The organism is Janibacter sp. UYMM211, assembly GCF_040547045.1.
Taxonomy (GTDB): domain Bacteria; phylum Actinomycetota; class Actinomycetes; order Actinomycetales; family Dermatophilaceae; genus Marihabitans; species Marihabitans melonis.
Window position 1 is genome coordinate 262,637 of sequence record NZ_JBEPOY010000005.1, and the last position, 23,394, is coordinate 286,030.

26 protein-coding genes are annotated in these 23,394 nt (G+C 71.1%); 9 read left to right on the forward strand and 17 right to left on the reverse strand.

All coding sequences use genetic code 11. The annotated features are described in order from the left end of the window. Positions 1-29: 29 nt before the first annotated feature. From ABIB53_RS14340 to ABIB53_RS14360, 5 genes are read right to left on the reverse strand one after another with little or no spacing between them, the layout of a single operon-like run. Complete coding sequence (locus ABIB53_RS14340; protein WP_068270924.1) at positions 30-368, reverse strand: phenol hydroxylase subunit P4; 339 nt, start codon at positions 366-368, stop codon at positions 30-32. 1 nt (position 369) lies between these two features. Next, entirely contained in the window at positions 370-1,950 is a 1,581-nt protein-coding gene (locus ABIB53_RS14345; protein WP_354588669.1) for a YHS domain-containing protein, read from the reverse strand. Positions 1,951-1,964: 14 nt separating this feature from the next. Then, positions 1,965-2,255, reverse strand: coding sequence for an MmoB/DmpM family protein (locus ABIB53_RS14350; RefSeq protein WP_068270921.1), 291 nt, complete (start codon positions 2,253-2,255; stop codon positions 1,965-1,967). Between the two features lie 10 nt (positions 2,256-2,265). Continuing rightward, positions 2,266-3,273: a ferritin family protein gene (locus ABIB53_RS14355; protein ID WP_354588670.1), complete on the reverse strand. Its 1,008-nt coding sequence runs from the start codon at positions 3,271-3,273 to the stop codon at positions 2,266-2,268. Between the two features lie 24 nt (positions 3,274-3,297). Further along, positions 3,298-3,699, reverse strand: coding sequence for a hypothetical protein (locus ABIB53_RS14360; protein ID WP_251720055.1), 402 nt, complete (start codon positions 3,697-3,699; stop codon positions 3,298-3,300). 345 nt (positions 3,700-4,044) lie between these two features. Here ABIB53_RS14360 and ABIB53_RS14365 point away from each other — a divergent pair, with 345 nt between their 5' ends. Beyond that, complete coding sequence (locus ABIB53_RS14365) at positions 4,045-4,983, forward strand: AraC family transcriptional regulator (protein ID WP_354588671.1); 939 nt, start codon at positions 4,045-4,047, stop codon at positions 4,981-4,983. Positions 4,984-5,183: 200 nt separating this feature from the next. On the opposite strand, the gene ABIB53_RS14370 is transcribed toward ABIB53_RS14365, so the two are convergent. From ABIB53_RS14370 to dnaA, 8 genes are all read right to left on the reverse strand, one after another. Beyond that, the gene (locus tag ABIB53_RS14370) at positions 5,184-5,621 is read right to left on the reverse strand and encodes a GlcG/HbpS family heme-binding protein (RefSeq protein WP_354588672.1); all 438 of its coding nucleotides are present in this window, start codon (positions 5,619-5,621) and stop codon (positions 5,184-5,186) included. Beyond that, positions 5,618-6,547, reverse strand: coding sequence for a catechol 2,3-dioxygenase (locus ABIB53_RS14375; RefSeq protein ID WP_123093626.1), 930 nt, complete (start codon positions 6,545-6,547; stop codon positions 5,618-5,620). The genes ABIB53_RS14370 and ABIB53_RS14375 overlap by 4 nt, the downstream gene beginning before the upstream one ends. Before the next feature lie 3 nt (positions 6,548-6,550). Further along, positions 6,551-6,919 (reverse strand): 2Fe-2S iron-sulfur cluster-binding protein, encoded by a 369-nt coding sequence (locus tag ABIB53_RS14380; RefSeq protein WP_354588673.1) that lies wholly within the window; start codon positions 6,917-6,919, stop codon positions 6,551-6,553. A 152-nt stretch (positions 6,920-7,071) separates the two neighbouring features. Next, positions 7,072-7,677, reverse strand: coding sequence for a DciA family protein (locus tag ABIB53_RS14385; protein WP_354588674.1), 606 nt, complete (start codon positions 7,675-7,677; stop codon positions 7,072-7,074). Next, positions 7,674-8,882 carry a DNA replication/repair protein RecF gene (recF, locus tag ABIB53_RS14390; protein ID WP_354588675.1) on the reverse strand — a complete coding sequence of 403 codons (1,209 nt, stop codon included), beginning with the start codon at positions 8,880-8,882 and terminating at the stop codon, positions 7,674-7,676. The genes ABIB53_RS14385 and recF overlap by 4 nt, the downstream gene beginning before the upstream one ends. 1 nt (position 8,883) lies before the next feature. Continuing rightward, complete coding sequence (gnd, locus tag ABIB53_RS14395; RefSeq protein WP_354588708.1) at positions 8,884-10,068, reverse strand: phosphogluconate dehydrogenase (NAD(+)-dependent, decarboxylating); 1,185 nt, start codon at positions 10,066-10,068, stop codon at positions 8,884-8,886. Beyond that, positions 10,065-11,198, reverse strand: a complete 1,134-nt coding sequence (gene dnaN / locus ABIB53_RS14400) for a DNA polymerase III subunit beta (protein ID WP_068270893.1) — start codon at positions 11,196-11,198, stop codon at positions 10,065-10,067. The genes gnd and dnaN overlap by 4 nt, the downstream gene beginning before the upstream one ends. 692 nt (positions 11,199-11,890) lie before the next feature. Next, positions 11,891-13,387: a chromosomal replication initiator protein DnaA gene (gene dnaA / locus ABIB53_RS14405; RefSeq protein ID WP_372456508.1), complete on the reverse strand. Its 1,497-nt coding sequence runs from the start codon at positions 13,385-13,387 to the stop codon at positions 11,891-11,893. A gap of 443 nt (positions 13,388-13,830) precedes the next feature. Between dnaA and rpmH the strand changes: the two genes are divergently transcribed. From rpmH to ABIB53_RS14445, 8 genes are all read left to right on the forward strand, one after another. Further along, positions 13,831-13,968, forward strand: coding sequence for a 50S ribosomal protein L34 (gene rpmH, locus ABIB53_RS14410; protein WP_068270888.1), 138 nt, complete (start codon positions 13,831-13,833; stop codon positions 13,966-13,968). 12 nt (positions 13,969-13,980) lie between these two features. Beyond that, a complete protein-coding gene (gene rnpA / locus ABIB53_RS14415; protein ID WP_354588676.1) occupies positions 13,981-14,358 on the forward strand; it encodes a ribonuclease P protein component in 378 nt (125 codons plus the stop codon). Beyond that, complete coding sequence (gene yidD / locus ABIB53_RS14420) at positions 14,355-14,717, forward strand: membrane protein insertion efficiency factor YidD (RefSeq protein WP_201468136.1); 363 nt, start codon at positions 14,355-14,357, stop codon at positions 14,715-14,717. Before rnpA ends, yidD begins: the two co-directional genes overlap by 4 nt. Further along, entirely contained in the window at positions 14,714-15,763 is a 1,050-nt protein-coding gene (gene yidC / locus ABIB53_RS14425) for a membrane protein insertase YidC (protein WP_354588677.1), read from the forward strand. The genes yidD and yidC overlap by 4 nt, the downstream gene beginning before the upstream one ends. A 56-nt stretch (positions 15,764-15,819) precedes the next feature. Beyond that, positions 15,820-16,425, forward strand: coding sequence for a Jag family protein (locus tag ABIB53_RS14430; protein WP_229299700.1), 606 nt, complete (start codon positions 15,820-15,822; stop codon positions 16,423-16,425). A 7-nt stretch (positions 16,426-16,432) separates the two neighbouring features. Then, positions 16,433-17,098 carry a 16S rRNA (guanine(527)-N(7))-methyltransferase RsmG gene (gene rsmG / locus ABIB53_RS14435; protein WP_354588678.1) on the forward strand — a complete coding sequence of 222 codons (666 nt, stop codon included), beginning with the start codon at positions 16,433-16,435 and terminating at the stop codon, positions 17,096-17,098. 1,203 nt (positions 17,099-18,301) lie between these two features. Continuing rightward, positions 18,302-19,222 carry a ParA family protein gene (locus ABIB53_RS14440; protein ID WP_502914653.1) on the forward strand — a complete coding sequence of 307 codons (921 nt, stop codon included), beginning with the start codon at positions 18,302-18,304 and terminating at the stop codon, positions 19,220-19,222. Then, the gene (locus ABIB53_RS14445; RefSeq protein WP_354588679.1) at positions 19,219-20,325 is read left to right on the forward strand and encodes a ParB/RepB/Spo0J family partition protein; all 1,107 of its coding nucleotides are present in this window, start codon (positions 19,219-19,221) and stop codon (positions 20,323-20,325) included. The genes ABIB53_RS14440 and ABIB53_RS14445 overlap by 4 nt, the downstream gene beginning before the upstream one ends. A 92-nt stretch (positions 20,326-20,417) precedes the next feature. On the opposite strand, the gene trxA is transcribed toward ABIB53_RS14445, so the two are convergent. The 4 genes from trxA to sigM form a co-directional block, all read right to left on the reverse strand. Beyond that, positions 20,418-20,744, reverse strand: coding sequence for a thioredoxin (trxA, locus tag ABIB53_RS14450; RefSeq protein ID WP_354588680.1), 327 nt, complete (start codon positions 20,742-20,744; stop codon positions 20,418-20,420). Between the two features lie 59 nt (positions 20,745-20,803). Then, positions 20,804-21,829 carry a thioredoxin-disulfide reductase gene (trxB, locus tag ABIB53_RS14455; RefSeq protein ID WP_354588681.1) on the reverse strand — a complete coding sequence of 342 codons (1,026 nt, stop codon included), beginning with the start codon at positions 21,827-21,829 and terminating at the stop codon, positions 20,804-20,806. Positions 21,830-21,940: 111 nt separating this feature from the next. After that, a complete protein-coding gene (locus tag ABIB53_RS14460) occupies positions 21,941-22,756 on the reverse strand; it encodes an RsmA family anti-sigma factor (RefSeq protein ID WP_354588682.1) in 816 nt (271 codons plus the stop codon). Beyond that, a complete protein-coding gene (sigM, locus tag ABIB53_RS14465; protein ID WP_354588683.1) occupies positions 22,753-23,394 on the reverse strand; it encodes an RNA polymerase sigma factor SigM in 642 nt (213 codons plus the stop codon). The genes ABIB53_RS14460 and sigM overlap by 4 nt, the downstream gene beginning before the upstream one ends.

Genomic DNA, 23,394 nt, shown 5'->3' on the forward strand with positions numbered 1-23,394 from the left:
CTTCGTGGGTACCGCCGGGGCGGCCGCGCTCAGGCGGCCGCACCCCGCATGGACAGCGTGGCCTTGTGGGCGATGCCGAGGTCGGCGAGCGACTTCTGCGGGTCGGGGGCGAAGGGCTCGCCCCCGAGGGTCCACTCGAAGTCGCTCCAGTCCTTGCCCTCGGCGAGCTCCGGGTCGGTGCCCGCCCACGGCACGATGAGCTGCGACCAGAAGTCGCCGAAGGTCATCGAGCGCGGGGCCCGCTGCGTCACCGCGGAGCACAGCCACGGGTTGTCGCGCCACCACACGTGGACCATCTGGTCCTCGCCGTAGAGCTCCTGGCGCGAGCGCGACGGGAAGTCGTACGCACCCATCGTCTTCAGAGCCATCTCAGCTCCTCCCCTCGGCGGCCACGGCGGCCGCGTCGTCGTTGGCGGCAGCTGTGGCGTCGGCGGCGGTGCCGCGGCCGTGCCACTTCTCCCAGTTCTGGTGGTCGACGGAGCCGATGTACTCGCCGCCGTCGCCCTCCTGCAGGCCGTACCAGTCGAGGACCTCGGGCACGCTCGGACCGCCGCACGCGCCCTGGAAGATCTGGTGCACGGGCAGCCAGGCCTGGACGTACTTCTCGGGCTCGCGCTCGAAGATCCACTGGCAGCCGTCGGAGCAGGTGTTGTACAGCTCGCCCTCGTGCTCGGACTCGCGCTGGACGATCTCGTCCGAGCCGTCGGTGGCGCGGAAGAGCATCGGCACCTGGCAGACCTGGCACAGCTGGGGCAGCCCGCGGTAGAAGGTGCGCCCGCCCTCGGCGACGATCTTCTTCTCCTTCTCCCACAGCGGGAGGAAGTCCTTGGTGAAGGCCTCGCCGTAGTTGTCGGAGAGCCACTGCAGGTGCTCGTCGTCGGGGACGGTCGTCGTGAAGGACGCGGCGAAGGCGAACTGGTAGAGCGTCCAGTAGACCTCGTGGCTGAGGATGTCCTTTTCGGCGATCGCGTCGTCGACGTGCTTCGGCGGGCGGATCCCGTAGAACTCGAGGTCCTTGAAGAGACCGTTGAGCATCTGCTCCTCGAAGTAGAGCTCGAAGCTCTCCTTCCAGCTCATGACCTTGCGCGGGAGCATGTAGTCGAGCATCTGGGCGATGAGCGCCGTGACGCGGTAGCCCCGCCAGAACCACTTGTCGACCCACGCCTGGACGATCGGGACGTTGTCCTCGTCCTGCTCGAGGATGAACTTGATCGCCTCGAGGCCGAGCGTCATGTGCCGCGACTCGTCGGACTGCGCCGAGAAGCCGAAGGTCATCGTCGGCAGGTCGCCGTTGAAGGACGCCCCCGACATGAAGGGCACGAAGAGCAGGTTGGTCAGCAGGTACTCGAAGGAGAAGCCGACGGCGATGAGGAACTCGAAGGGGCCGGCGGTGAGGGCGTCGTCGAAGAAGGACTTCGGGACGGAGAGGTACCAGACGCGGTCGTACATCTGCACGTAGTTGTGGAAGCCGCCGTAGTACTTGTTGTAGTTGCTCAGCGTGTGCGTCTCGGTCTGGAAGTGACGCATCTCGTCGATCGACTGGCACATCGCCGCGAAGCGGGGGCCAGGACCGGCGAGGTGACGCGCGAGGAAGGCGAAGTGGCGGTGGGCCGCGTACTCCAGCGGCGTGACACCCTGGATGAAGAGCTTCATCGCGTTGAGGTAGTTCGCGTCGGTGAGGGAGAGGTGGCCCTGCCCCTGGGCGAAGCCGTCGAGGACGGCGTAGAGGCGCTTGTCCTTCTCGGCCTGGTACTTGCAGTACGCGTCGATCGTCAGGCGGAAGGGGTCCTCCCAGGCCGCCCAGTCGTGGATCTTGATCCCCTCGAACTCGAGGTAGGGGAACATCTCGTCCTTCTCGACGTAGCTCGGCTCCCAGTCCAGGTCACGGGTGAGCGCCTGGTAGCGCGACTTCATCGAGAGCTTGCGGGTCTTCTTCGGTGCGATGGTCATGGTGATCGGTCCTCTCAGTGGTCCCAGGCGATGACGATCTCGTCGTCATCCCATTCCTGGATGTGTCCGAAGTAGCTGACGATGGCCATCTGGAACTCGTGGGTCTCCCACGGGCGGCCGAGCTTTTCCTCGACCGTGGCCTGCTGGATGACGAGGCGGCCGGGGGCGGCGATGCGCACGAGGCCGGGCGAGTGGGTGAGCTCGGCCTCGGGGTTGTCGGCCTCGATCGCCTCGATGACCCCGCGGTTGTTCTCCGACTCCTGGATGTCGACGCCGACCTTGCGCGTCTGGGTGGTCTCGCTCATGGGTGCCTCCTCAGGCGGTCGTGGGGACGACGTGGGCGGCGCGCAGCTGCTCGGCCTTGGCCGCAAGCGCCTCGACGGCGCCGGCGTCGAGCAGGCGGTCGATCTTCTCGGCGACGGGGCGAAGGGCGATCTCGGCCGAGCCGAGGGCCTCCTCGACGGTCGAGGCGAGCAGCTCGGTGTTCTTCGCACCGGTCCGCGGGTCCTCGCGCCACGTGACGAAGAGCTTCTCGATCCACGTGCGCTGCTCGGCGAGCCAGCCGGCGAGGTGCTGCATCGCCAGCGAGTACGCCGGTGCGCCTCCGGTGACGGCCTTGTCCTCGAGGTGCACGTAGAGCAGGTCGTAGAGCATCTCGTCGAGGACGTAGAGGGTGACGAGCCCGATGCCCCAGTCGTCGACGCAGATCGTCTTCTCCATGTGCTCGCGCAGCGGCTGCAGCGCGTCGTCCTCGAGCCACGTCGTCTTCGCCGTCGCGAGCTGGTCGGCCGTGCCGCCGCCCAGTGCGATGCCGATCCGGGAGATGACCTGGGCGTTGCCGGTGCGGTCGAAGCCGGCGTAGCTGAGGCACTGGGCCAGGGCCGAGCCGTTGCTGAAGCGGGCCGCCGCCGTGAGGATCAGCTGCGCGCCGCTCTCGTAGTGGCGCATCGGGATGACGACCTCGGAGACGACGTCCTTCCAGTCCTGGGGCAGCCGGCCGAGCAGGTCGCGGTCCTCGATGTAGTCCAGCGAGGTCTTGAAGCTGTCGTAGGCCTCGGCGCGGTTGGCGACGTACGGCGCGTAGTAGTACTGCCGCGGGTCGAGGAAGGCGTTGGGGTCGCTGAGGACGAAGGCGCTGAAGTCGTCGCCGTACAGCTGGGCCTGCGGCGCCCACATCGGGGCGTAGTGGAAGTTCTCCTTGGGCTGGATGTTGACCGAGCCCTCCTGGTACCGGGTGGCCGGCCGGTCGCCGAAGATCGCGGCGACGTGGTCGAAGGTGTGGCGCTGGGTCTCGATGACCTGCGTCTTCAGCTCGTACTGCACGGTGTCCTCCTGGGTGGGCGTGGGTCAGGAGGCGACGGGGCGGTGCGCCCCGGCCTCGACGATGAGTCGGACGAGCAGGTCGGGCAGGGCGTCCGCGCTGTCGAGCTCCTGCGGGAGCTCGCTGTCGAAGCCCTGGCCGACGAGGCGCCCGTAGGCGATGCCGTCCTCGAAGGTGGTGGAGATGCGGGCGGCCCGCTCGTCCATGCGCACCTCGAAGGCGAGCTCGCTGGGCAGCGTCTCGTCGACGAGGGAGAGGTGGTGGCGCTGCGGGCCGAGCACCGCGTTGGCCTCGCACAGCAGCTGCTCGGCGAGGGAGCGGATGGCGACGTGCCGGTCGGCGCCGGTGCCCGTGGAGATCCGCTGGCTGATGCGGGTGGTCGGCATCGGCGCGATCGCGCCCACGTCGGGCTGGTCGTCGGCGTCCACGCCGACCACGTCTGCCACTCGGAGCATGAAGGGGGTCATCGTGCTGACTCCTCGGTCCGTTGCGTTGCGTGGCTCCCGGCGAAGGGAGGGCACGTCGCCGGCGTCGTTGCACGGCGTGAGAGGGACGTTAGGAGCGGGTGGGCGCGGGCACGATCCGCTGAGCGCAGCCGCTGTCCGGGGAGCGCACCCACCCTCACGGGCGGGCTTGCCGCCCCCTTCGCGCCGGGGTTCTTCGTCCGGTCGAGGCAGGCCGGGACGTTCCCCGGTGCGGAACGCGTCTCGGCGATCGCTTCCCCGGGCACCCCCCGGGTGCTCATACTCACGAGACGAAGGAGGTGAGGTGCGATGCGGCACCTCCATGAGAGCACGCCCACCTTCTCCGACTGGGAGGGCGTGCACGACGCGGTCGCCGACGCCTACTTCCCGCATGCCCTGAGGCCGCGCTCCGAGGGCTCTGCCGCCCGCTCCGAGCTCGAGGTCGTCGACCTCTCCCTCGTCCGCGTCGCGCACATCCGCTTCGGCGCCACCGTCGACATCTCGACCGACCACGCCGGCGCCGTCGCGATCAACCTCCAGCTGCGCGGCTCGATGGAGTCCGTCCTCGGCGGCACGTCGGTGACGACCGAGCCCGGCCAGGCCGCGATCTTCCCCGCCGATACCCCGGCCCGGCTGCCGGCCTGGACCCCCGACAGCGACGTGCTCGGGCTGCGCGTCGACGAGGACTACCTCGCCCGCGAGAGCGAGCGGGTGCTCGCCCGCAAGGGGCTCGTCCTGCCCCGGGTCGTCGACCTCAGCGGCCCCGAGGGGCGCGCCTGGGTGGCGATGGCCCGCACGACCCTGCGCAACGCCCGCGACTGCGGCGGCGTGCTCTACCGCGACCCCCGCGTCGCCGAGTCCGTCTCGAGCATGCTCGTCACCGGGCTGCTCCTCGCGGCGGTGCCCGAGGACTCGCTGACGAGCACCCGGCCCCGCCCGGTGCACCGCGCCGTCGAGGCGATGGAGGCCGACCCCTCCCGGCCGTGGTCGCCGGCCGACCTCGCCGAGATCGCCGGGTGCAGCGTGCGCCGGCTGCAGCAGGCCTTCCGCGAGCACGTCGGCACCTCGCCGCTGGCCTACCTGCACGACCTGCGCCTCGACCGGGTGCGCGTCGACCTCGCCGCCGGCGCCGGCCCGGTCACCGATGTCGCGATGCGCTGGGGCCTGCACCACATGGGCCGCTTCGCCGCCGACTACAAGCGCCGCTTCGGCGAGCTCCCGAGCCAGACCGCCGCCCGCGCCGCCTGACCCCTTCGCCCCCTCCGCCCCTTCGCCCGCCCCACCCCTTCGCGCAGCCCACCCCGGGCATGCCGAAGGGGGACCCACCACCTGGTGGGTCCCCCTTCGTACGTCCTGGGTCGCGATGCCCCCCGCTCTGCCGCGGGCTACCACGCAGTACTGGTCGTGATCGCGACCAGTCCTGCGCCGTAGCGCGGGGGCGAAGGGGGTCAGCGCACGGCGTCGGCGCCGGCCCGGGCGACCTGCTTGTCCTGCGCTGCGCTCCCGCCCGAGGCACCGACGGCGCCGACGAGCTCGCCGTCGACGACCACCGGGACGCCGCCGCCGAAGGCCGCGACGCCCTCACGACCGGCGATGCCGTCGCGGACCGCGGGCTCGCCCTCGATCGCCGCGTACAGCTCGTCGGTCGGGGCCCCGCCGAAGCAGACGACGGTGCGCGCCTTGTCCCTCGCGATGTCGCCGGATCCGGCGAAGGCCCCGTCCATCCGGGCGAAGGCGAGCAGGGCGCCGCCGGGGTCGACGACCGCGACGTTCATCGACGCCCCGATCGCGGCGGCCTGCGTCAGCGCGGCGTCGACCGCGGCCCGGGCGCCGGCGAGCGTGAGCGTCGCCGACGTCCGGGTGTGCGCGTCGTGCGCCCCGCTCACGTGAGGACGGTGGTGAAGCGCTCGTTGAGCTCGCGGGAGTGGTAGAAGATCCCCCTGCCGATCTGGTCGACCGTCCACACCGTCGTCGGGCGGTCCGGGAAGGCGAGGTAGCCGCCGGAGAAGACCTCGTTGCGGTTGCCCGACGGGTCGAAGAAGTAGACCGTCTGGCCGCGGGTGATCCCGTGGCGGGTCGGGGTGACGTCGATCGGCACGTCGTCCATCGTCATAAGGTCCGCCGCACGGCCGACGTCGTTCCAGCTGTCGAGGCGGAAGGCGAAGTGGTGCAGCTTGCCCTGCGGTCCGCCGATGACAGCCAGCTGGTGGATCTGGTTGTTCGACGTCATCCACGTGCCGACGAGGTCGTGGTCCTCGTCGAGGCTGGTCTGCACCCGCTCGGTCGCGTAGAAGCCGAAGACGTCCTTGAGCATGCGCTCCATGAGCTTCGGGTCCTCGGTCGTGATGAGCGAGTGGTCGAGCGCGGGGGCGCCGATACCGACGAGGTGACGGGGGAAGGCGTCGGGGTTGTGCGAGCCGACCTCGGTGCCGTACGCCGTGGCCTGGTGGTAGACCTCGAAGACGTGCTCGCTCGGGGTGGTGAAGCGGATGCCGTCGCCGATCTCGGGGTTCTCCCCCTTCGCCATCCGCTCGACGGTCAGGCCGAAGGCCTTCGCCTTGGACTCGATGTCGTCGATGTCGGACTCGTGCTCGACCTTCCAGCCGTACTTGACGACGCCGACGCCGCCCTCCTCGAGGACGAGGGAGTGGTGGTCCCACTCGTCCCAGCCCTTGTAGAAGGTGCGCTTGGCACCGTCGGCGGCCGTGTCCGAGTGGGTCTCGTACAGGCCGAGCGTGCTCGCGTAGTGGTCCTTGGCCTCGGCCATGTCGGTGACGCGCACGTGCGCGTACCCCAGACGCATGATTCCCATGGGTTACTCCTTCTCGGTGCCGGCCGCCAGCGCCTGGGCGCGCTCGCGCGCCTTGGCGTTGATCTGGCGGAGGATCGGGTTGACCAGGCGCAGCTCGCTCGTGCGCATCTGGATGGTGATGTCCGAGTCCGGGACGGCTCGGCAGCTCAGGCAGGTCCCGTCGGTGCGCTCGTCCGCGCTCACGACGGAGTCGGCGACCGGCCGGTTGTAGGTGAAGTCGCCCTCGAGGACGTCGAGCTTGCAGACGCCGCAGCCCCCGCGCTTGCACCCCACGGTGTAGGCGTACCCGGCCTTGTACAGGCCGGACAGCACCGTCTCGTCCGGCTCGAGGTACACGACCTCGTCCAGCGCGGGGATGGACACGTGGGGCACCGGCGCTCCTTCGCGGTCGGTCGACGGCGGCACCAGCGCCGCTCTCCCCGTGAGAGTGCCCGGGCGAAGGGGGGAGCCTCCACGCGCGTTCGCGCGTGCGGAACGTCGGGCCAGGACCGCCTCCGTGGGCGGCGACCGGCGGCTCGCCCGGCTCAGCCGTAGGTGTCGCGCGGGCCGCGCATGCCCGGGGCCCGGCGCGGGCCCTTCTTCCACGACGGTGCGCTCGGCCCGACGACCCGCAGCTCGACCACCGTCTCGGGGCCGACCTCCTCCGCGAGCCGGCCGAGGATGCTCGAGGTGAGCAGCCGCAGCTGGGTGGCCCACGCCGTCGAGTCCGCGCGCACCGTGAGGACGCCGTCCTCGAAGGACACCGGAGCGCTGTGCTCGGCGACCTGCGACCCGACGAGATCCGGCCAGCGCGACATCACCGAGCCTGCCGCGACGTCGGTGCGCCACCCGCGGTCGGCGATCATCCGCTCGATCTGGTCGCCGAGCAGCTCGGGGTCGCGCCCGGTGGGGATCGCCGACCCTTCCGGCTCCATCCCCCGACGCACCCGGCGTCGGCGCGGCTTCATGCCCGGGCGCAGCCCGCGGCCCGCGGCGACGGCCCGCGCCCGCGACAGGGCCGTGGCCGCGGCGTCCTCGACCTCGCCGAGCGCCTCGTCCTGCGTGGCACCCTCGTCCTGCGCGGCGTCGTCGTGACCGGCGCCGAGACCTCCGTGCGCCCCGGCCCCGGGCTCCTCGCTCGACCCGCTCATGCCGGGCTGACCTCCCCCTTCGTCACCGCGAAGCGGGCACCGCTGAGCTCCTCTGGCACGTCGGCACCGACGGCAGCGGTGATGAGCACCTGCTCGGAGCCGGCGACGAGACCCGCGAGGCGGGTCCGGCGGCCCGAGTCGAGCTCGGCGAAGACGTCGTCGAGCACGAGGACGGGGTCGTCGTCGAGGTCGTGCTGGAGCAGGCGGTAGGCCGCGAGGCGCAGCCCCAGGGCGAAGGACCACGACTCGCCGTGGCTCGCGTACCCCTTCGCCGGCATCTCGCCCAGCGCCAGGGTGATGTCGTCGCGGTGCGGCCCGACGAGGCTCACGCCGCGGTCGAGCTCCTGGTCACGCACCTGCGCCATCCCCTCGAGCAGCTCCTCGCGCAGCCGCTCGACCGGCGGCACGTCCTGCGCGCTCTCGAAGCCCTCGGCGAGCGCCTCGCCGACGGGGCCCGGGATCGAGGAGCGGTAGCGGGCGGTCGCCTCGCTGACGCTGGCGCTCACCTCGCCGTAGGTCTGGGTGAGGTGGGGGACGAGGTCGGTGAGCAGGCGCAGGCGGGCGTACAGCAGCTGTGCCCCGACGGTGGCGAGCCGGTCGTCCCAGATGTCGAGGGTGCGCATCGCCTCCTCGCGGGCGGCGCCCGGGTCGACGCCCTCGGGCACCCGGGCCCGACGGCCCCGGCCGCGCTTGTCGGCGCCGGCCTGCTTGAGCAGGGCCGAGCGCTGGCGCACGACCTTGTCGTAGTCGCCCCGGACCCCCGCCCAGCGCGGCTGGCGCTGGACGAGCAGGTCGTCGAGGAAGCGGCGGCGCTGGTCGGGGTCGCCCTTGACGAGGGCGAGGTCCTCGGGGGCGAAGAGCACGGAGCGCACGGCGCCCAGGACGTCCCGGGTGCGGGGGAGCGGCGAGCGCCCGAGCTTCGCCCGGTTGGCCCGGCCCGGGTTGATCTCGAGCTCGACGACCTGCTCGCGACCGTCGCGCACCACCGCGGCGCGGATGATCGCCCGCTCGGCACCGACCCGCACGAGCGGCTGGTCGGTGCTCACCCGGTGGCTTGAGAGGGTCGCGAGGTACCCGATCGCCTCGACGAGGTTGGTCTTGCCCTGCCCGTTGAGCCCGACAAGGGTCGTGATGCCCGGCTCCAGGGCGAGATCGGCCGCCGCGTAGCTGCGGAAGTCCCCGACCGTGAGGTGCCGGACGTGCACCTCAGCTGGAGCTGCGGGTGGAGCGGGTGCCCGACGTCGGGCCCTTCGAGCCGCCGGTGCTGCCGCTGCCCGAGGAGGGGCCGGCCGAGGCGGCCTTGCGCCCCTTCGCCTGCGCGGTGCCGGCGTCCTTCGTCGGCTTCTCCTTCTTCGCGGCCTTGCGCTGGGTGGTCTTCGCGTCCTTCGGACCGGCCGCGGCCTCGGCGCGCAGCTGCTCGCCCTCGGCGGTCGTCATCACCTGGTGCCCGCCGAACTGGCCGCGCAGCGCGGCGACGGCCTGCATCGTCGGGCTGGAGTCCTGGCGCGAGGCGAAGCGGGCGAAGAGCGAGGCCGAGATGACGGGCATGGGCACGGAGTTGGCGATGGCCTCCTCGACGGTCCAGCGGCCCTCGCCCGAGTCGGCGGTGTAGTCGGAGACGTCGTCGAGCGTGGGGTTCTCCTCGAGCGCCTTGACCATGAGGTCGAGCAGCCAGGAGCGCACGACGGTGCCACGGCTCCACGCCTTGAAGGCACCGGGCACGTCGGTGACGATGTCCTTCTTCTCGAGCAGCTCGTAGCCCTCGGCGTAGGCGTGCATGAGGCCGTACTCGATGCCGTTGTGGACCATCTTCACGTAGTGGCCGGCGCCGACGGCACCGGCGTGCACGAAGCCCTCGTCGCGCGGGCCCTCGGGGCGCAGCGCGTCGAAGATCGGCATCGCCCGGGTGACGTGCTTCTTCAGCCCGCCGACCATGAGGCCGTAGCCGTTCTCGAGACCCCAGATGCCGCCGGACACCCCGCAGTCGAGGTACCCGACACCCTGCGCCTTGAGCATCTCGGCGTGCACGGCGTCGTCGCTGAAGCGGGAGTTGCCGCCGTCGATGACGAGGTCGCCCTCGTCGAGGCGCTCGGCGAGGTCGGCGACGACGGAGCGGGTGATCTCACCGGCCGGCACCATGACCCACACGACCCGGGGCGCCTCGAGCTGGTCGATCATGTCCTGGACGCTCGTGCTGTCCGAGATGGACTGGTCGCGGTCGTACCCGACGACCTCGTGACCGGCGCGGCGGATGCGCTCGCGCATGTTGCCGCCCATCTTGCCCAGGCCGATGAGTCCCAGCTGCATGAGGTGCTCCTTGGTGTGTCGACGTTCGGGTCGGGGGTGCGGGGTGCCCCGCCCGCGCGCGGCGGGCCGGGCGAAGGGGGTCAGCCGGCGAGTCGCACGGGCTGCAGGACGTAGCGGTAGGTCGTGTCGAGCTCGCCGTCCTGGCTCGTCTGACCCGTGATCATCGCGGCCTTGAGCGCGCCGGTGAAGGACATCCGGGTCCACTCGGTGCCGAGCACCCCGAGCCCGTCGAGGAGGTAGCCGGGGTTGAAGGCCACGGCGATGTCCGGGCCGGTGACGCTCGCCTCGAGCGCCTCGGAGGCCTGGGCGTCCTCGCCGGTACCGGCCTCGATGGCCAGCTGGCCCTCGGAGAAGCGCAGGCGCACCGGGGTGGTGCGCTCGGCGACGAGGGCGACGCGCTTGACCGCCTCGATGAGATCCGCGGTCGCGATGACGGCCTCGGTCTCGCTGCTCGTCGGGAAGATCTTGGCGACCTTCGGGTACTCGCCGTCGAGCAGCCGGGAGGTCGTGCGGCGCTGCCCGGCCTCGAAGCCGACGAGCCCGTCACCGCCTGCCGCGCTGCCGAGGGCGACGTCGATCGTGCCGACGGCGCCGAGCGAGCGGGCGGTCTCGGAGAGGGTCCGTGCCGGGATGAGGGCGACGTGGCTGGCGTCGGAGGTCCGCGGCGACCACGTGATCTCGCGCATCGCGAGGCGGTAGCGGTCGGTGGCGAGCAGGGTCATCCGGTCGCGGTCGACCTCGACACGCACGCCGGTGAGGATCGGCAGCGAGTCGCCGCGGTCGGCGGCGATGGAGACCTGGGCGACGGCCTGGGTGAAGACGCTGCCGTCGATCGAGCCCGAGCCCTCGGGCGCGGTGGGCAGCGTGGGGTACTCGTCGGCCGGCATCTGCAGGAGGGCGAAGCGCGAGCTGCCGCACGTCACCTGGACCTTCGTGCCCTCGGTGGAGACGTCGACGGGTCGGCCCGGGAGGTTGCGGGAGATGTCGGCGAGCAGACGACCGAGCACGAGCACGGTGCCGGACTCCTCGACGTCCGCGGCGACGGTGATCCGGGCGGAGACCTCGTAGTCGAAGGCCGAGAGGGTGACCGTCCCCCCTTCGTCGGCGGAGACGAGGACACCGGCGAGGACGGGGACCGGCGGGCGGGCCGGCAGACCACGAGCAACCCAGGTGACCGCCTCGGCGAGGACGTCACGCTCGACGCGGAACTTCACGAGTACCTACCCATTTCCCGCGCGGAGCCTCCGCGCGTGTGCGATGACAAGTGTGTCACCCGTCTCGGCTCGCATGATCACCGCACGGGAGCCCAACCCTAGATCCACAGCAGGTCGGTCCGCCATGCGTGGGGACGGGAGATGAGGTGGAGAGGACTCATCGTTGTCATAGGTCGTGTGGACAGTGGGGACAACCCGCTGCGAGGGGCCTGCAGCCCGCTCGTGGGGCGGATCTGCGTCCGCGGTGGGGTGTGGACGACCTGTCGACGCAGCTGTGCACGACCGGGTGGGGGGTGTGGACGGCGCAGGCGCGTCCTCATGCGCTCCCGGTCCGTCCACAGCTGTCCACAGGCTCGTCCGCAGGGATGTGCACCGATCTCGTGGCGTCCGGGGCCCTCGACGGTGGCGTCGGCTGTCCACAGGTGTGTGGACACGTGCGGCTCGTGGCGAGGTTGTGGACGGGACCGGGCGTGTTGCGTGCGTCTGCACCGCGATCGCTGGGTGCACAGAGTTGTCCACAGCCTGTGGATCTGTGGACAACTCGGGGGACAACGTGCCTCGACCCGGTCGCCGGCGGTGGGGACGGCAGAGGAGGGGCACTCTTCACACAGGTGTGGACAACTGCTGTGGACAGGGTCGCCAGGACGGCCGCGACCCGTCGTCGGGTCTCGCGGCGGCGCCGGCACGGCGGTCTAGCTGTTCGCCTGCTGCTTGATGCGGTTGGTCAGCTCGGTGACCTGGTTGTAGATCGCGCGCCGCTCGGCCATGAGCTCGCCGATCTTGCGGTTCGCGTGCATGACGGTCGTGTGGTCGCGCCCGCCGAAGAGCTTGCCGATCTGGGGCAGCGAGGCATCGGTGAGCTCGCGGCACAGGTACATGGCGATCTGCCGGGCGGTCACGAGCACGCGGCTGCGCGAGGCGCCCTGGAGGTCCTCGATCGTCAGACCGAAGTAGGCCGCGGTCTGCGCCATGATCGTCGCGGCATCGATCTCGTTGGGCGCCTCGTGGGGGATGAGGTCCTTGAGCACGATCTGGGCCAGACCGAGGTCGACCGGCTGCCGGTTGAGGCTGGCGAAGGCGGTGACGCGGATGAGCGCGCCCTCGAGCTCGCGGATGTTCGTCGAGATCCGGCTGGCGATGAACTCGAGGACCTCGTCGGGCACCGACAGGCGCTCCTGGATGGCCTTCTTGCGCAGGATCGCGATCCGCGTCTCGAGGTCGGGCGGCTGGACGTCGGTGAGCAGCCCCCACTCGAAGCGGCTGCGCATGCGCTCCTCGAAGCCCTGGAGCAGCTTGGGCTTGACGTCGCTGGTGATGACGACCTGCTTGTTGGCGTTGTGCAGCGTGTTGAAGGTGTGGAAGAACTCCTCCTGCGTCTGCATCTTCCCCGACAAGAACTGGATGTCGTCGATGAGCAGCACGTCGACGTCGCGGTAGCGGGCCTGGAAGGCGGCCGCCTTGTCGTCGCGGATGCTGTTGATGAAGTCGTTGGTGAACTCCTCGGAGTTCACGTAGCGCACCTTGACGTGCGGGTAGAGGTTGCGCGCGTAGTGACCGATCGCGTGGAGCAGGTGGGTCTTGCCCAGCCCCGACTCGCCGTAGATGAAGAGCGGGTTGTACGCCTTGGCCGGCGCCTCGGCGACCGCGACCGCGGCCGCGTGGGCGAAGCGGTTGCTCGAGCCGATGACGAAGGTGTCGAAGAGGTACTTCGGGTTGAGCCGGGTCAGCTCGACGCTCTCGGGCTGGGTCGCCCCGCGCCCGGCCCGTCCAGCGCTGGCGGCCGCCGTCTCGCGCGTCGTCATCGGGTCGCCGACCGGCAGCGGGTCCTGCGTGGCCAGACCCTGGCGAAGGGGGAGGACGTCCGCCTCGTCGCGCGGCGACCCGTCGGCAGAGGACTCGGGCAGGTGGTCCTCGCCGTCCTGGTGCAGGTCCGGGTCGACGGTCACCGCGATCCGCACCTCCTGCCCGAGCTGGGCGGACAGGGCCTGGGTCAGCTGCATCCGCAGGCGCTGCTCGACGAACTCCTTGCTGAAGTCGTCGGGCACGGCGATGAGGGCGGTGCTGTCGAGGAGGCCGACGAGCTGGGCGTGGGTGAGGAAGGCGCGGCGGCCCACGGGCACGCCATCGGCGTCGAGGGAGTCGAGGGTGGAGCGCCAGACCTGTGCGAAGTCCATGTCGGCGTCAGCCACGCTCTACCACCTCGGTCGGTCCGGCCGGTCTCGCCGCGGGGGCGACGGACATGTCGTCGTCATCCTCGCGTCCACGGCAGACCGGTGTCCACACGCTTGTCCACAGGCTGTGGGTACCGAGGGGGATGAAGGGCGACGCTAACAACTCGGCGTCCCCCCGGCAAGCCGGTCGGCACAACTGCGAGATGTCGTCGGCGTGTCGTGGGTGCGGCCGAAGCCGGTGCTGGCACCCTGGGGTGTTTGTCGCGCCCGCGCGTGCTCCCTCGCGTGGTTTGACCGGGTCGAGCGGGCTGCCGTAACCTGGCAGACGGCCTGATCGGCCGCTTTCGCATGCCCATGATCGCGCGTCCCTCGCGGACGAGCCACGTGGGCCTCCGATCGCGGCTGATCCACGAACCCCACCCGGACGTGCCCGATCGTCCGACGACACATGGAGTACCGCGATGAGCAAGCGCACCTTCCAGCCGAACAACCGTCGCCGCGCCAAGACGCACGGCTTCCGTCTGCGCATGCGCACCCGCGCCGGCCGCGCCATCCTGGCCAACCGCCGCGCCAAGGGGCGCGCCAAGCTCTCCGCCTGAGCAGACCCTCCCGTGTTGCCCGCGCAGCACCGGCTGACGGAGCGCGGGGAGTTCACGGCGACGGTCCGTGGCTCCGGCGCTCGACACCAGGGCTCGCGGCTGCTCGTGGTCCACGCCCGTCACACCGACGCGCGGTCGGCACTGCCACCGCGCGTCGGTGTCGTCGTGTCCAAGGCCGTGGGCAACGCGGTCGTGCGCAACCGGGTCAAGCGTCGGCTGCGCGCCCAGGTGGCGCCCCTCCTGCCGGCCGTGCCGAGCGGGACCGACCTCGTGCTGCGGGCCAACCCCGCCTCCGCCAGCGCCACCTCCGCGCAGATCGGCCGCACCCTCGGCTCGGTCCTGGCCTCCTTGGGCCTGACCGAGCCCTCTCCCGCGGAGCCCACGCCATGAGCGGGAGCCGGGCTGCGACCCCCTTCGTCCTGCTCGTCCGGGGCTACCAGCGCTACCTCTCCCCGCTCCTGCCGGCCAGGTGCCGGTACTACCCGACGTGCTCGGCGTACGCCGTCACCGCGCTGCGCCGCTTCGGGCCGGTGCGTGGTGGGTACCTCGCGGCGCACCGGATCGGACGCTGCCACCCGTGGTCGCACGGAGGTGTCGACTTCGTGCCCGACACGTGGGCCCAGCGCGGCTCGCCCGAGCTGACCCGGCCGCGGCTGGGTGACGACACCCCGGCCCTCAGCGAGGCCGATCTCCAGACCTCCCGGCGCCGCCTCGGCGCACCCCGACAGCGAAGGATCACCTCCCCGTGAGCTTCAGCGACATCATGTATCCCTTCGAGTGGCTGGTCGCCTGGATCATCGTCCTGTGGCACAAGCTGCTCGTCGTCATCGGTCTGCCGAGCGACAACGGCTGGACGTGGACGCTGTCCATCGTCGGTCTCGTGCTCGTCATGCGTGCGGCGCTCATCCCGCTCTTCGTCAAGCAGATCCACGCCTCGCGCAAGATGCAGCTCATCCAGCCCGAGATGCAGAAGATCCAGAAGAAGTACAAGGGCAAGAAGGACCCCGAGTCCCAGCAGAAGATGCAGCAGGAGATGATGTCTCTCTACCGGGAGACAGGCACCAACCCGCTCGCGTCATGCTTGCCGATCCTCGTGCAGTCGCCCTTCTTCTTCGGCCTCTTCCGCGTCCTCAACGGCCTCGACGAGATCGCCAGCGGCGAGCGTCAGCCCATCGGACCGCTGACCAAGGCCCTGGCTGCCGAGGCCGAGAAGTCGACGATCTTCGGGGCCCAGCTCTCCGACATCTTCCTGGGCGCGAACACGCTCAACGTCCAGATCGTCACCGTCGTGCTCATCATCCTCATGTCGGCGACGACCTTCACCACGCAGCACCAGCTGATGCGCAAGAACATGCCGACCGCTGCGCTCGAGGGCCCCTTCGCCCAGCAGCAGAAGATCATGCTCTACCTCTTCCCGATCATCTTCGCCGTCTCCGGCATCAACTTCCCGATCGGTGTCCTCATCTACTGGTTCACGACGAACCTGTGGACGATGCTCCAGCAGTTCTACGTCATCCGCCGCATGCCCGCGCCAGGCTCGGCCGCGGAGAGGGCGATGCACGAGCGTCGGCGCAAGGCCGGCAAGCCGCTGGACACCCCCGAGGAGGAGCGCGAGCGGGAGCACGACGCCGAGATGGCCGAGGAGCTCCGCGAGAAGGGCGTCATCTCCGGGCAGCGGGTGCAGCCCAAGAGCAAGAAGCGCTCGAAGAAGGACGGGACGAAGAAGAAGCCCGGCCCGCCCCCTGGCTCGTCGTCGACGGCGACCGCCACGAAGAACCCACGCAACGACAGCTGATCCCCCTTCGTCCCCCGGGCGCTGCGCCCGACTTGCCTGCGACAGGAGCACCACCCATGACCGAGACCACGACCCCCGAGACGACGACCGAGGCGACGCCCGAGGAGGCCTCGAGCCAGGCGCCCGCGGGCACGCGTCAGTCCGCACTGGTGCGCGAAGGGGAGGTCGCCGCCGACTTCCTCGAGACGCTGCTCGACATCTGCGACCTCGACGGCGACATCGACCTCGACATCGACGGCGACCGGGCCGCGGTGGCCATCGTCGACTCCGAGGACGGCCGCGTGCCTCGTCGCCTCATCGGCAGCGACGGCAAGGTCCTCGACTCGCTCCAGGAGCTGACGCGCCTCGCCGTGCAGTCGGCCACCGGTGAGCGCAGCCGCCTCATGCTCGACATCGCCGGTCACCGCGCCGGCCGTCGCGCCGAGCTCGTCGAGATCGCCCGCGACGCGGTGCGCCGCTCGCGGGAGTCCGGCGAGGAGATCTCGCTGGAGCCGATGTCGGCCTTCGAGCGCAAGGTCGTCCACGACGAGGTCCTCGCCTCCGGCCTGAGCTCGGAGTCCTCGGGCACCGAGCCGCGGCGCTACGTCGTCGTCATCCCCGAGGCCGGCACGCAGGCCGAGGCCGACGACGAGCAGGACGCGTCGGCCGACGCCGACGCCTGAGCTGCTCGTGGACCACGCCCCTGAGGCCACGGAAGGCGCTCACCGGTTCTTCGGTGAGCGCCTTCCGCGCGCCACGGCCTTCGCCGACATCCTCGCCGACACCGGGGTGAGCCACGGGCTCATCGGTCCGCGCGAGGTGCCGATCCTGTGGGAGCGGCACATCCTCAACTGCGCGGTGATCGAGGACGCCTTCCCCAGCGGGGCCCGGGTCGTCGACGTCGGCAGCGGCGCAGGGCTGCCCGGCGTCGCGATGGCGATCGCCCGACCCGATCTCGAGATCCACCTCGTCGAGCCGATGATGCGGCGGACCGAGTGGCTGGACGGGGTCGTCGCGGACCTGGCTCTCGATAATGTCACGGTGCACCGTGCGCGGGCCGAGGAGATGCACGGGGTGCTCAGCGCCCCCTTCGTGACCGCGCGCGCCGTGGCCCGGCTCGACAAGCTCGCCCGCTGGTGCTTCCCGCTGCTCGACGACGGCGGGCAGCTCGTCGCGATGAAGGGCCGCTCCGCGCAGGAGGAGCTCGACGCCGTGACGCCGACCCTGCGCAAGCTCGGCATGACCGCCGCCGCGGTGAGCGAGCACGGCGGCGAGGTGCTCCCCGAGCCCACGATGACGGTCGACTGCACCGTCACCCCCCGCAAGCCCGGGACGAAGCGCCCCCGCCGACGCTGACCCCCACCGCACCCGACGGCCCGTGTTTCACGTGAAACACGGGCCGTCCTGCGTCTGAGGGCGGGTGGGGGCGGGTGGTGGTTGAGGTGCGGCGCACGAGCCAGCGGTGGTTGAGGTGCGGGGAAGGGACCAGTGGTGCTTGATGTGACGAAGGAGCCCCTAAACCACACCCTGGGCGTGTTGGTAGGTGAGTTGCGAGGGACGAGCCAGTGGTCGTTGAGGCAGGACGAATAGTCCAGTGGTGGTTGAGGTGCGACGAAGGAGCCTCGAAACCATCCGGGCCCAATCGCCAGACCAGGTCGTGACGGTCTCATCCGTGATCCTCGCGATGGTGCCTGACGTCGATACGTGCACCTGGCACGCGGTATATCTCGCGCCAGGTGCGGGTATCGACGTCAGGTCGAAGACGGCGGTGGTCGAGGTGCGACGAAGGAGGCTCGAAATCACCCAGGACGATCGCGATGGGCTCACGGTCGACGTGCTCAGCTCCCAAGTCGCGACGGATGGTCACGACGACGCCTCTGGCCCGGTCGTCTCGAGGCTCGGGCGCGGGGCGCCTTTCGCATCTCGACCAGCAGGGCGGGGTGGAGCCGCCCTGCCCGCCGCACCTCGATCAAAGGCGGGGTTCAGCGGGGCGACCTACGGAGGTTGACCAGCAAAGGTCGTAGTGATCAAGGTTCGGGCGTGGCTTGCTCTGCGCGATGCCAGCGAGAAGATCGAGGCCCCGGGAGGCACCAGGAGAGTTGGCACGCTGGTGTTTCACGTGAAACAGGCTGCGCAGCCCCCCCAGCCCGGAGCGCGCCGCGCGAGATGGGTTCGCATGCCAGGCGTCGTGTTTCACGTGAAACACACGCACACCGGCCTGCCCCACGAGCCCATCTACCCGCTTTGGCGTGTCGTCGCCCGGTGACGTTGAATGGGACGGCTTCATCGAGGAACGGAGAGAGCGTGCACGACGCCGCACCCACTGATCGACCCGCCGGTCGTCAGGTCGTCCCAGGGATGGGGTGGCCCGCACTGCCGGCCCCCTCGGAGTCCGAGCCCATCGGCTGGCAAGGCGAGCGGGTGACGCCGCGCACGCCGGACACCTCGGCTGCACCGAGCGGCGCGTCGCCCGAGCAGGCCGCCGCGAGTCCCGTTTCACGTGAAACGTCGATGCCGAGCGACCAGGTGGACGCCGAGGACGCGCCCAAGGGAGCGGCCGTGGACGACGCAGCAGAGGACGAGTCACCGGTCCTCGCCGCGGTGAACGCCGACAAACGCGCTCGCGCCCGCCTGGCGTCGAAGACCTTCCCCACGCCGGACCGCACGCGCGTCATCACCGTCTCGAACCAGAAGGGCGGGGTCGGCAAGACGACGACCGCCGTCAACCTCGCCGCCGCCCTCGCGCAGAACGGCCTGACGGTCCTGCTCGTCGACACCGACCCGCAGGGCAACGCAAGCACGGCGCTCAACATCGACCACCACGCCGAGGTCCCGAGCATCTACGACGTGCTCATCGAGGGCACGCCGATGGCCGACGTCATGCAGCCCTGCCCCGACGTCGACGGCCTGTGGTGCGTGCCCGCGACGATCGACCTCGCAGGCGCCGAGATCGAGCTCGTCTCCCTCGTGGCCCGGGAGTCACGGATGCGCGGCGCCCTCGACCAGCTCGCCCGCACCCGGGCCGAGCGGGGTGACCGACGCATCGACTACGTCGTCGTCGACTGCCCGCCGAGCCTCGGCCTGCTGACGGTCAACGCCTTCGTCGCCGCGCAGGAGGTGCTCATCCCCATCCAGTGCGAGTACTACGCGCTCGAAGGCCTCTCGCAGCTGCTCAAGAACATCGACCTCATCCAGACGCATCTCAACCCCGAGCTGCACGTCTCGACGATCCTGCTGACGATGTACGACGGGCGCACGAACCTCTCGCGCCAGGTCGCCGAGGAGGTCCGCACCCACTTCCCCGACGAGGTCATCGGGGCGACCATCCCGCGCTCCGTCCGGGTCTCCGAGGCACCGAGCTTCGGCCAGACGGTCATCACGTACGACCCCCAGAGCTCTGGGGCCCTGGCCTACCTCGAGGCCGCAGCTGAGATCGCCGACCGCGGGGTCGGCACCGACGGACAGGACGGCCAGGAATGAGCGAGAAGCGACGCGGACTCGGACGTGGGCTCGGCGCCCTCATCCCCGACGCCAGCACGGCGCGCAGCCGGCCGGTGGACGTCTTCTTCGCCGAGCGGGACGCGAGTCCCGCCGCAGGTGCACCCACGGACGGCTCGAGCGCCCCGAACACCGCTGCAGGCATGCTCGCCGCCGCGCAGAAGGCCCCGACGGGCGAGCCCACCGCCGCGCACGACGCCCCGCACCACGTGGAGCACCCCGAGCCCGCCCCCACGCAGGACGGTCTCGCGCCCGTCCCCGGTGCGCACTACGCCGAGATCCCCGTCGACGCCATCCGGCCCAACCCGCGTCAGCCGCGCACCGTCTTCGACGAGGACGACATGGCCGAGCTGGTGCACTCGATCCGCGAGATCGGTGTCCTGCAGCCGATCGTCGTGCGTCCCCTCCCCGAGGGTGCGGACGTGCAGGACGGCGTGCGCTTCGAGCTCATCATGGGTGAGCGTCGCTGGCGGGCGACCCGCGCCGCGGACCGCGAGAGCATCCCCGCGATCGTCAAGGCCACCGAGGACGACGACCTCCTGCGCGATGCGCTGCTGGAGAACCTCCACCGCTCCGAGCTCAACGTGCTCGAGGAGGCGGCCGCCTACCAGCAGCTGCTCGACGACTTCGGCTGCACCCAGGACGAGCTGGCCACCCGCATCGGCCGCTCCCGCCCGCAGATCAGCAACACGCTGCGCCTGCTGCGCCTGCCCCCGCTCGTCGCCCGCCGCGTCGCCGCCGGCGTGCTCTCGGCCGGGCACGCCCGCGCTCTGCTCTCCCTGCCCGACGGCGCGAGCATGGAGCGCCTCGCGCAGCGCATCGTCGCCGAGGGCCTGTCCGTGCGCACCGTCGAGGAGATCGTCGCGCTCGGCATGGAACCCGAGCGCGAGGCGCGCCGCTCCTCCCCGCGCCTGCCCGCCCCCGAGCTCGACGACCTCGGCGCCGCGGTGAGCGACCACCTCGACACCCGCGCGAAGATCTCGATGGGCGCCAAGAAGGGCCGGATGACCATCGAGTTCGCCTCGATGGACGACCTCACCCGGATCCTCGAGCGAATCGGCATGGACAGCACCCACATCGTCTGACGACGCGAGATCCGTTGCAGCGCAACGGTTTTCGGCATGACGAAGGGGGACCCACCAGTCGGTGGGTCCCCCTTCGCCAGGTGGTCCTGAGGTCAGCCGATGAAGGGCTCGAGCTCCTTGACGAGCTTCGGCTTCGGCATCGCGCCGACGAGCGTCTTGACGATCTCGCCGTTCTTGTAGACGTGCATCGTGGGGATCGAGGTGATCCCGTAGCGCGAGGTGATCTCGGGGTTCTCGTCGGTGTTGAGCTTGACGATCGACAGCTTGCCGTCGTACTGCCCGGCGAGCTCCTCGAGCACCGGCGCGACCGCGCGGCACGGGCCGCACCAGGGCGCCCAGAAGTCGACGAGGACGGGGGTCTCGCTGCCCAGGACGTCCTGCTCGAACGTCGCGTCGGTGGTGGGCTTGGTGCCAGCCATGGTGATCCTTCCGGTCGGGGTGTGCGTCGGGGTGACGAAGGGGGAGGGAGCCGAGGATGTCAGCGGACGCCGACAGTGCCCTCGACCGGGTCCTCCTCAGAGATGAGCGACTGGTCGGCGGCCGGTGCCCCGGCCTCCTCGCGCTCGGCGAGCCACCGCTCGGCGTCCAGAGCCGCGGAGCAGCCGGACCCGGCGGCCGTGATGGCCTGGCGGTAGGTGTGGTCGACGAGGTCGCCGCAGGCGAAGACCCCGTCGAGGTTCGTGCGGGTCGAGCGACCCTCGGCGAGGACGTAGCCCTCGCCGTCGAGGGCGACCTTCGCCGCGTCGGTGGTCTGCGTGAGCAGCTCGTTGCGGGGGTCGTGACCGATGGCGACGAAGAGGCCGGTGACGTCGAGGTCGCGCTCCGCGCCGGTCTGGGTGTCGCGAAGGGTGATCGAGGAGACCTTGTCCTGCCCGTGGATCGCCGAGACCTCGGAGTTCCACGCGAAACGGATCTTGTCGTTGCCCAGCGCGCGGTCGGCCATGATCTTGCTCGCGCGCAGCTCCTCGCGGCGGTGGACGATCGTCACCGAGCGGGCGAACTTCGTGAGGAAGGTCGCCTCCTCGATCGCGGAGTCGCCACCACCCACGACCGCGATGTCCTGGTCGCGGAAGAAGAAGCCGTCGCACGTGGCGCACCAGCTGACGCCGTGGCCGGACAGGCGCTTCTCGTCCGGCAGGCCGAGCTCGCGGTAGGCCGAGCCCATCGCGAGGATCACCGCGTGGGCGCGGTGCTCGGTGCCCTCGGAGTCGGTGACGACCTTGATCTCGCCGTCGAGACGCACGGAGGCGACGTCGTCGGTGACGATCTCGGTCCCGAAGCGCTCGGCCTGTCCGCGCATCGACATCATGAGGTCGGGGCCCATGATCCCGTCGGTGAAGCCGGGGAAGTTCTCGACCTCGGTGGTGTTCATCAGCGCGCCACCAGCCGTGACCGCACCCTCGAAGAGCAGGGGTGCGAGGTTGGCTCGGGCGGCGTACACGGCCGCGGTGTAGCCGGCCGGACCGGACCCGATGATGATGACGTTACGGACGTCGGCAGTCACAGATGTAGTCCTCGGATGGTGGGTGCAGGGGTAGATCTTGGGGTCTGTCGTGCTCAACACCCATCGTAGGCGAGCGATTCCCGACCGCCTGCCAGCATGTCCAGGGGGCGCTCAGCGCACCGGCACGCTCGTGTCGTAGATCGGCTCGCAGCCCGCGGCGACGGCCCATGCGCGGGTGCCGTCGTCACCGACCGCGACGAGGAGGAATCCCGCCCGCCCGTCGAAGGTCCCGACGTCGGCCTGGACGGGGTGCACCTCGCCCGCCCCGATCTGACGCAGGCAGTCCCGCGCCCCGCGCTCGGTCGTCAGCGGGCCGAGCGTCGGCGAGCTCGCCGAGAGCGGCACGGCACCACGATGCTTCCGCGTCCATACGGACGTCGTCCGGGCGGCGCCCTCCTCGAGCGTCGCCTCGGTGTAGCGCCGCTCCGTCATCGTCAGCACGAAGGGGGACGAGCTCTGGAAGGGGGAGCGACCGGAGTTCCCCGAGAAGGCCTTGGTCGAGCTCTCCGCGGACTGCGAGGGCGCGTCCTCGACCCCTTCGTCCCCGTCCGTCAGACCACCGTCCTCGGAGCGGGTCGACGCGGGGCCCGACTCGTCGCCGGCGCTCCCGCCCGCGCCGGAGCCTGCCGAGCTGTCCGCTCCGCCGCGCAGCGTCGTGCTCGCGACGTACCCGGTGCCGGTGACGAGGACCACGGCGGCCGCCGCCCCGAGGAGCCACGACCCGGCCCGACGCCGGTGGGTCGCGAGCGGCGTGACGGTGGCGCCGGCACGTCGTCGTCGGCGCTCCTCGTGCAGCGAGGCCTCGATGCGGGCGACGAGCTCGGGCGGCATCGCCGGGTGCTCGTCACCGGACGGCAGGTCGGCGAGCAGGGCGCGGACGTGCTCGTCGTCGCGCTCCTCGTCGGCGCGCTGCGGGTCCTGCGTCATGCCTCACCTCCTGCGCTCGCTGAGGGGCCCGTGCGGCCCGGGGGCGCGATGCCCCCTTCGTCATCTGACGTGCGGGCACCGTCTGGGGTTCCCGCACGCAGGACGGCGGCCAGGGCGGCGCGGCCACGACTGCCCCGCGACTTCACCGTGCCCTCGGCGACACCGAGCATGCGCGCGGCCTCGGCGACCGGCACGCCGTGCATGTCGACGAGCACGAGGACGAGGCGCTGCGGCTCGGGCAGCGCGGCGAGGGCGTCCTGGACGAGCAGCCGGGTGTCGACCTGCGCGGTCCCGTCGGGACGCGAGGGCAGGCGCGTCGACGCCCGCTCGTCGAGCTCGTCGAGGGAGTCCGTCGGCCGGGCCCGGCGCAGACGGTCCAGGCACGCGTTGACGACGACGCGGTGCAGCCAGGTCGTCACGGCTGCGTCGCCGCGATATCCCTCCGCGCGGCGGAAGGCGGCGAGGAAGCCGTCCTGGACGGCGTCGGCCGCCAGCTCGGGGTCGCGGCACACCGAGAGGGCGACGCCCCACATGCGGTCCCGGTGACGGGCGAAGAGCTCGCCGAAGGCGTCCGGGTCACCGGCGACGTGCCGCCGCACGAGCTCGCGGTCGTCGATCTCGTCCAGCGCCCCTCGCAC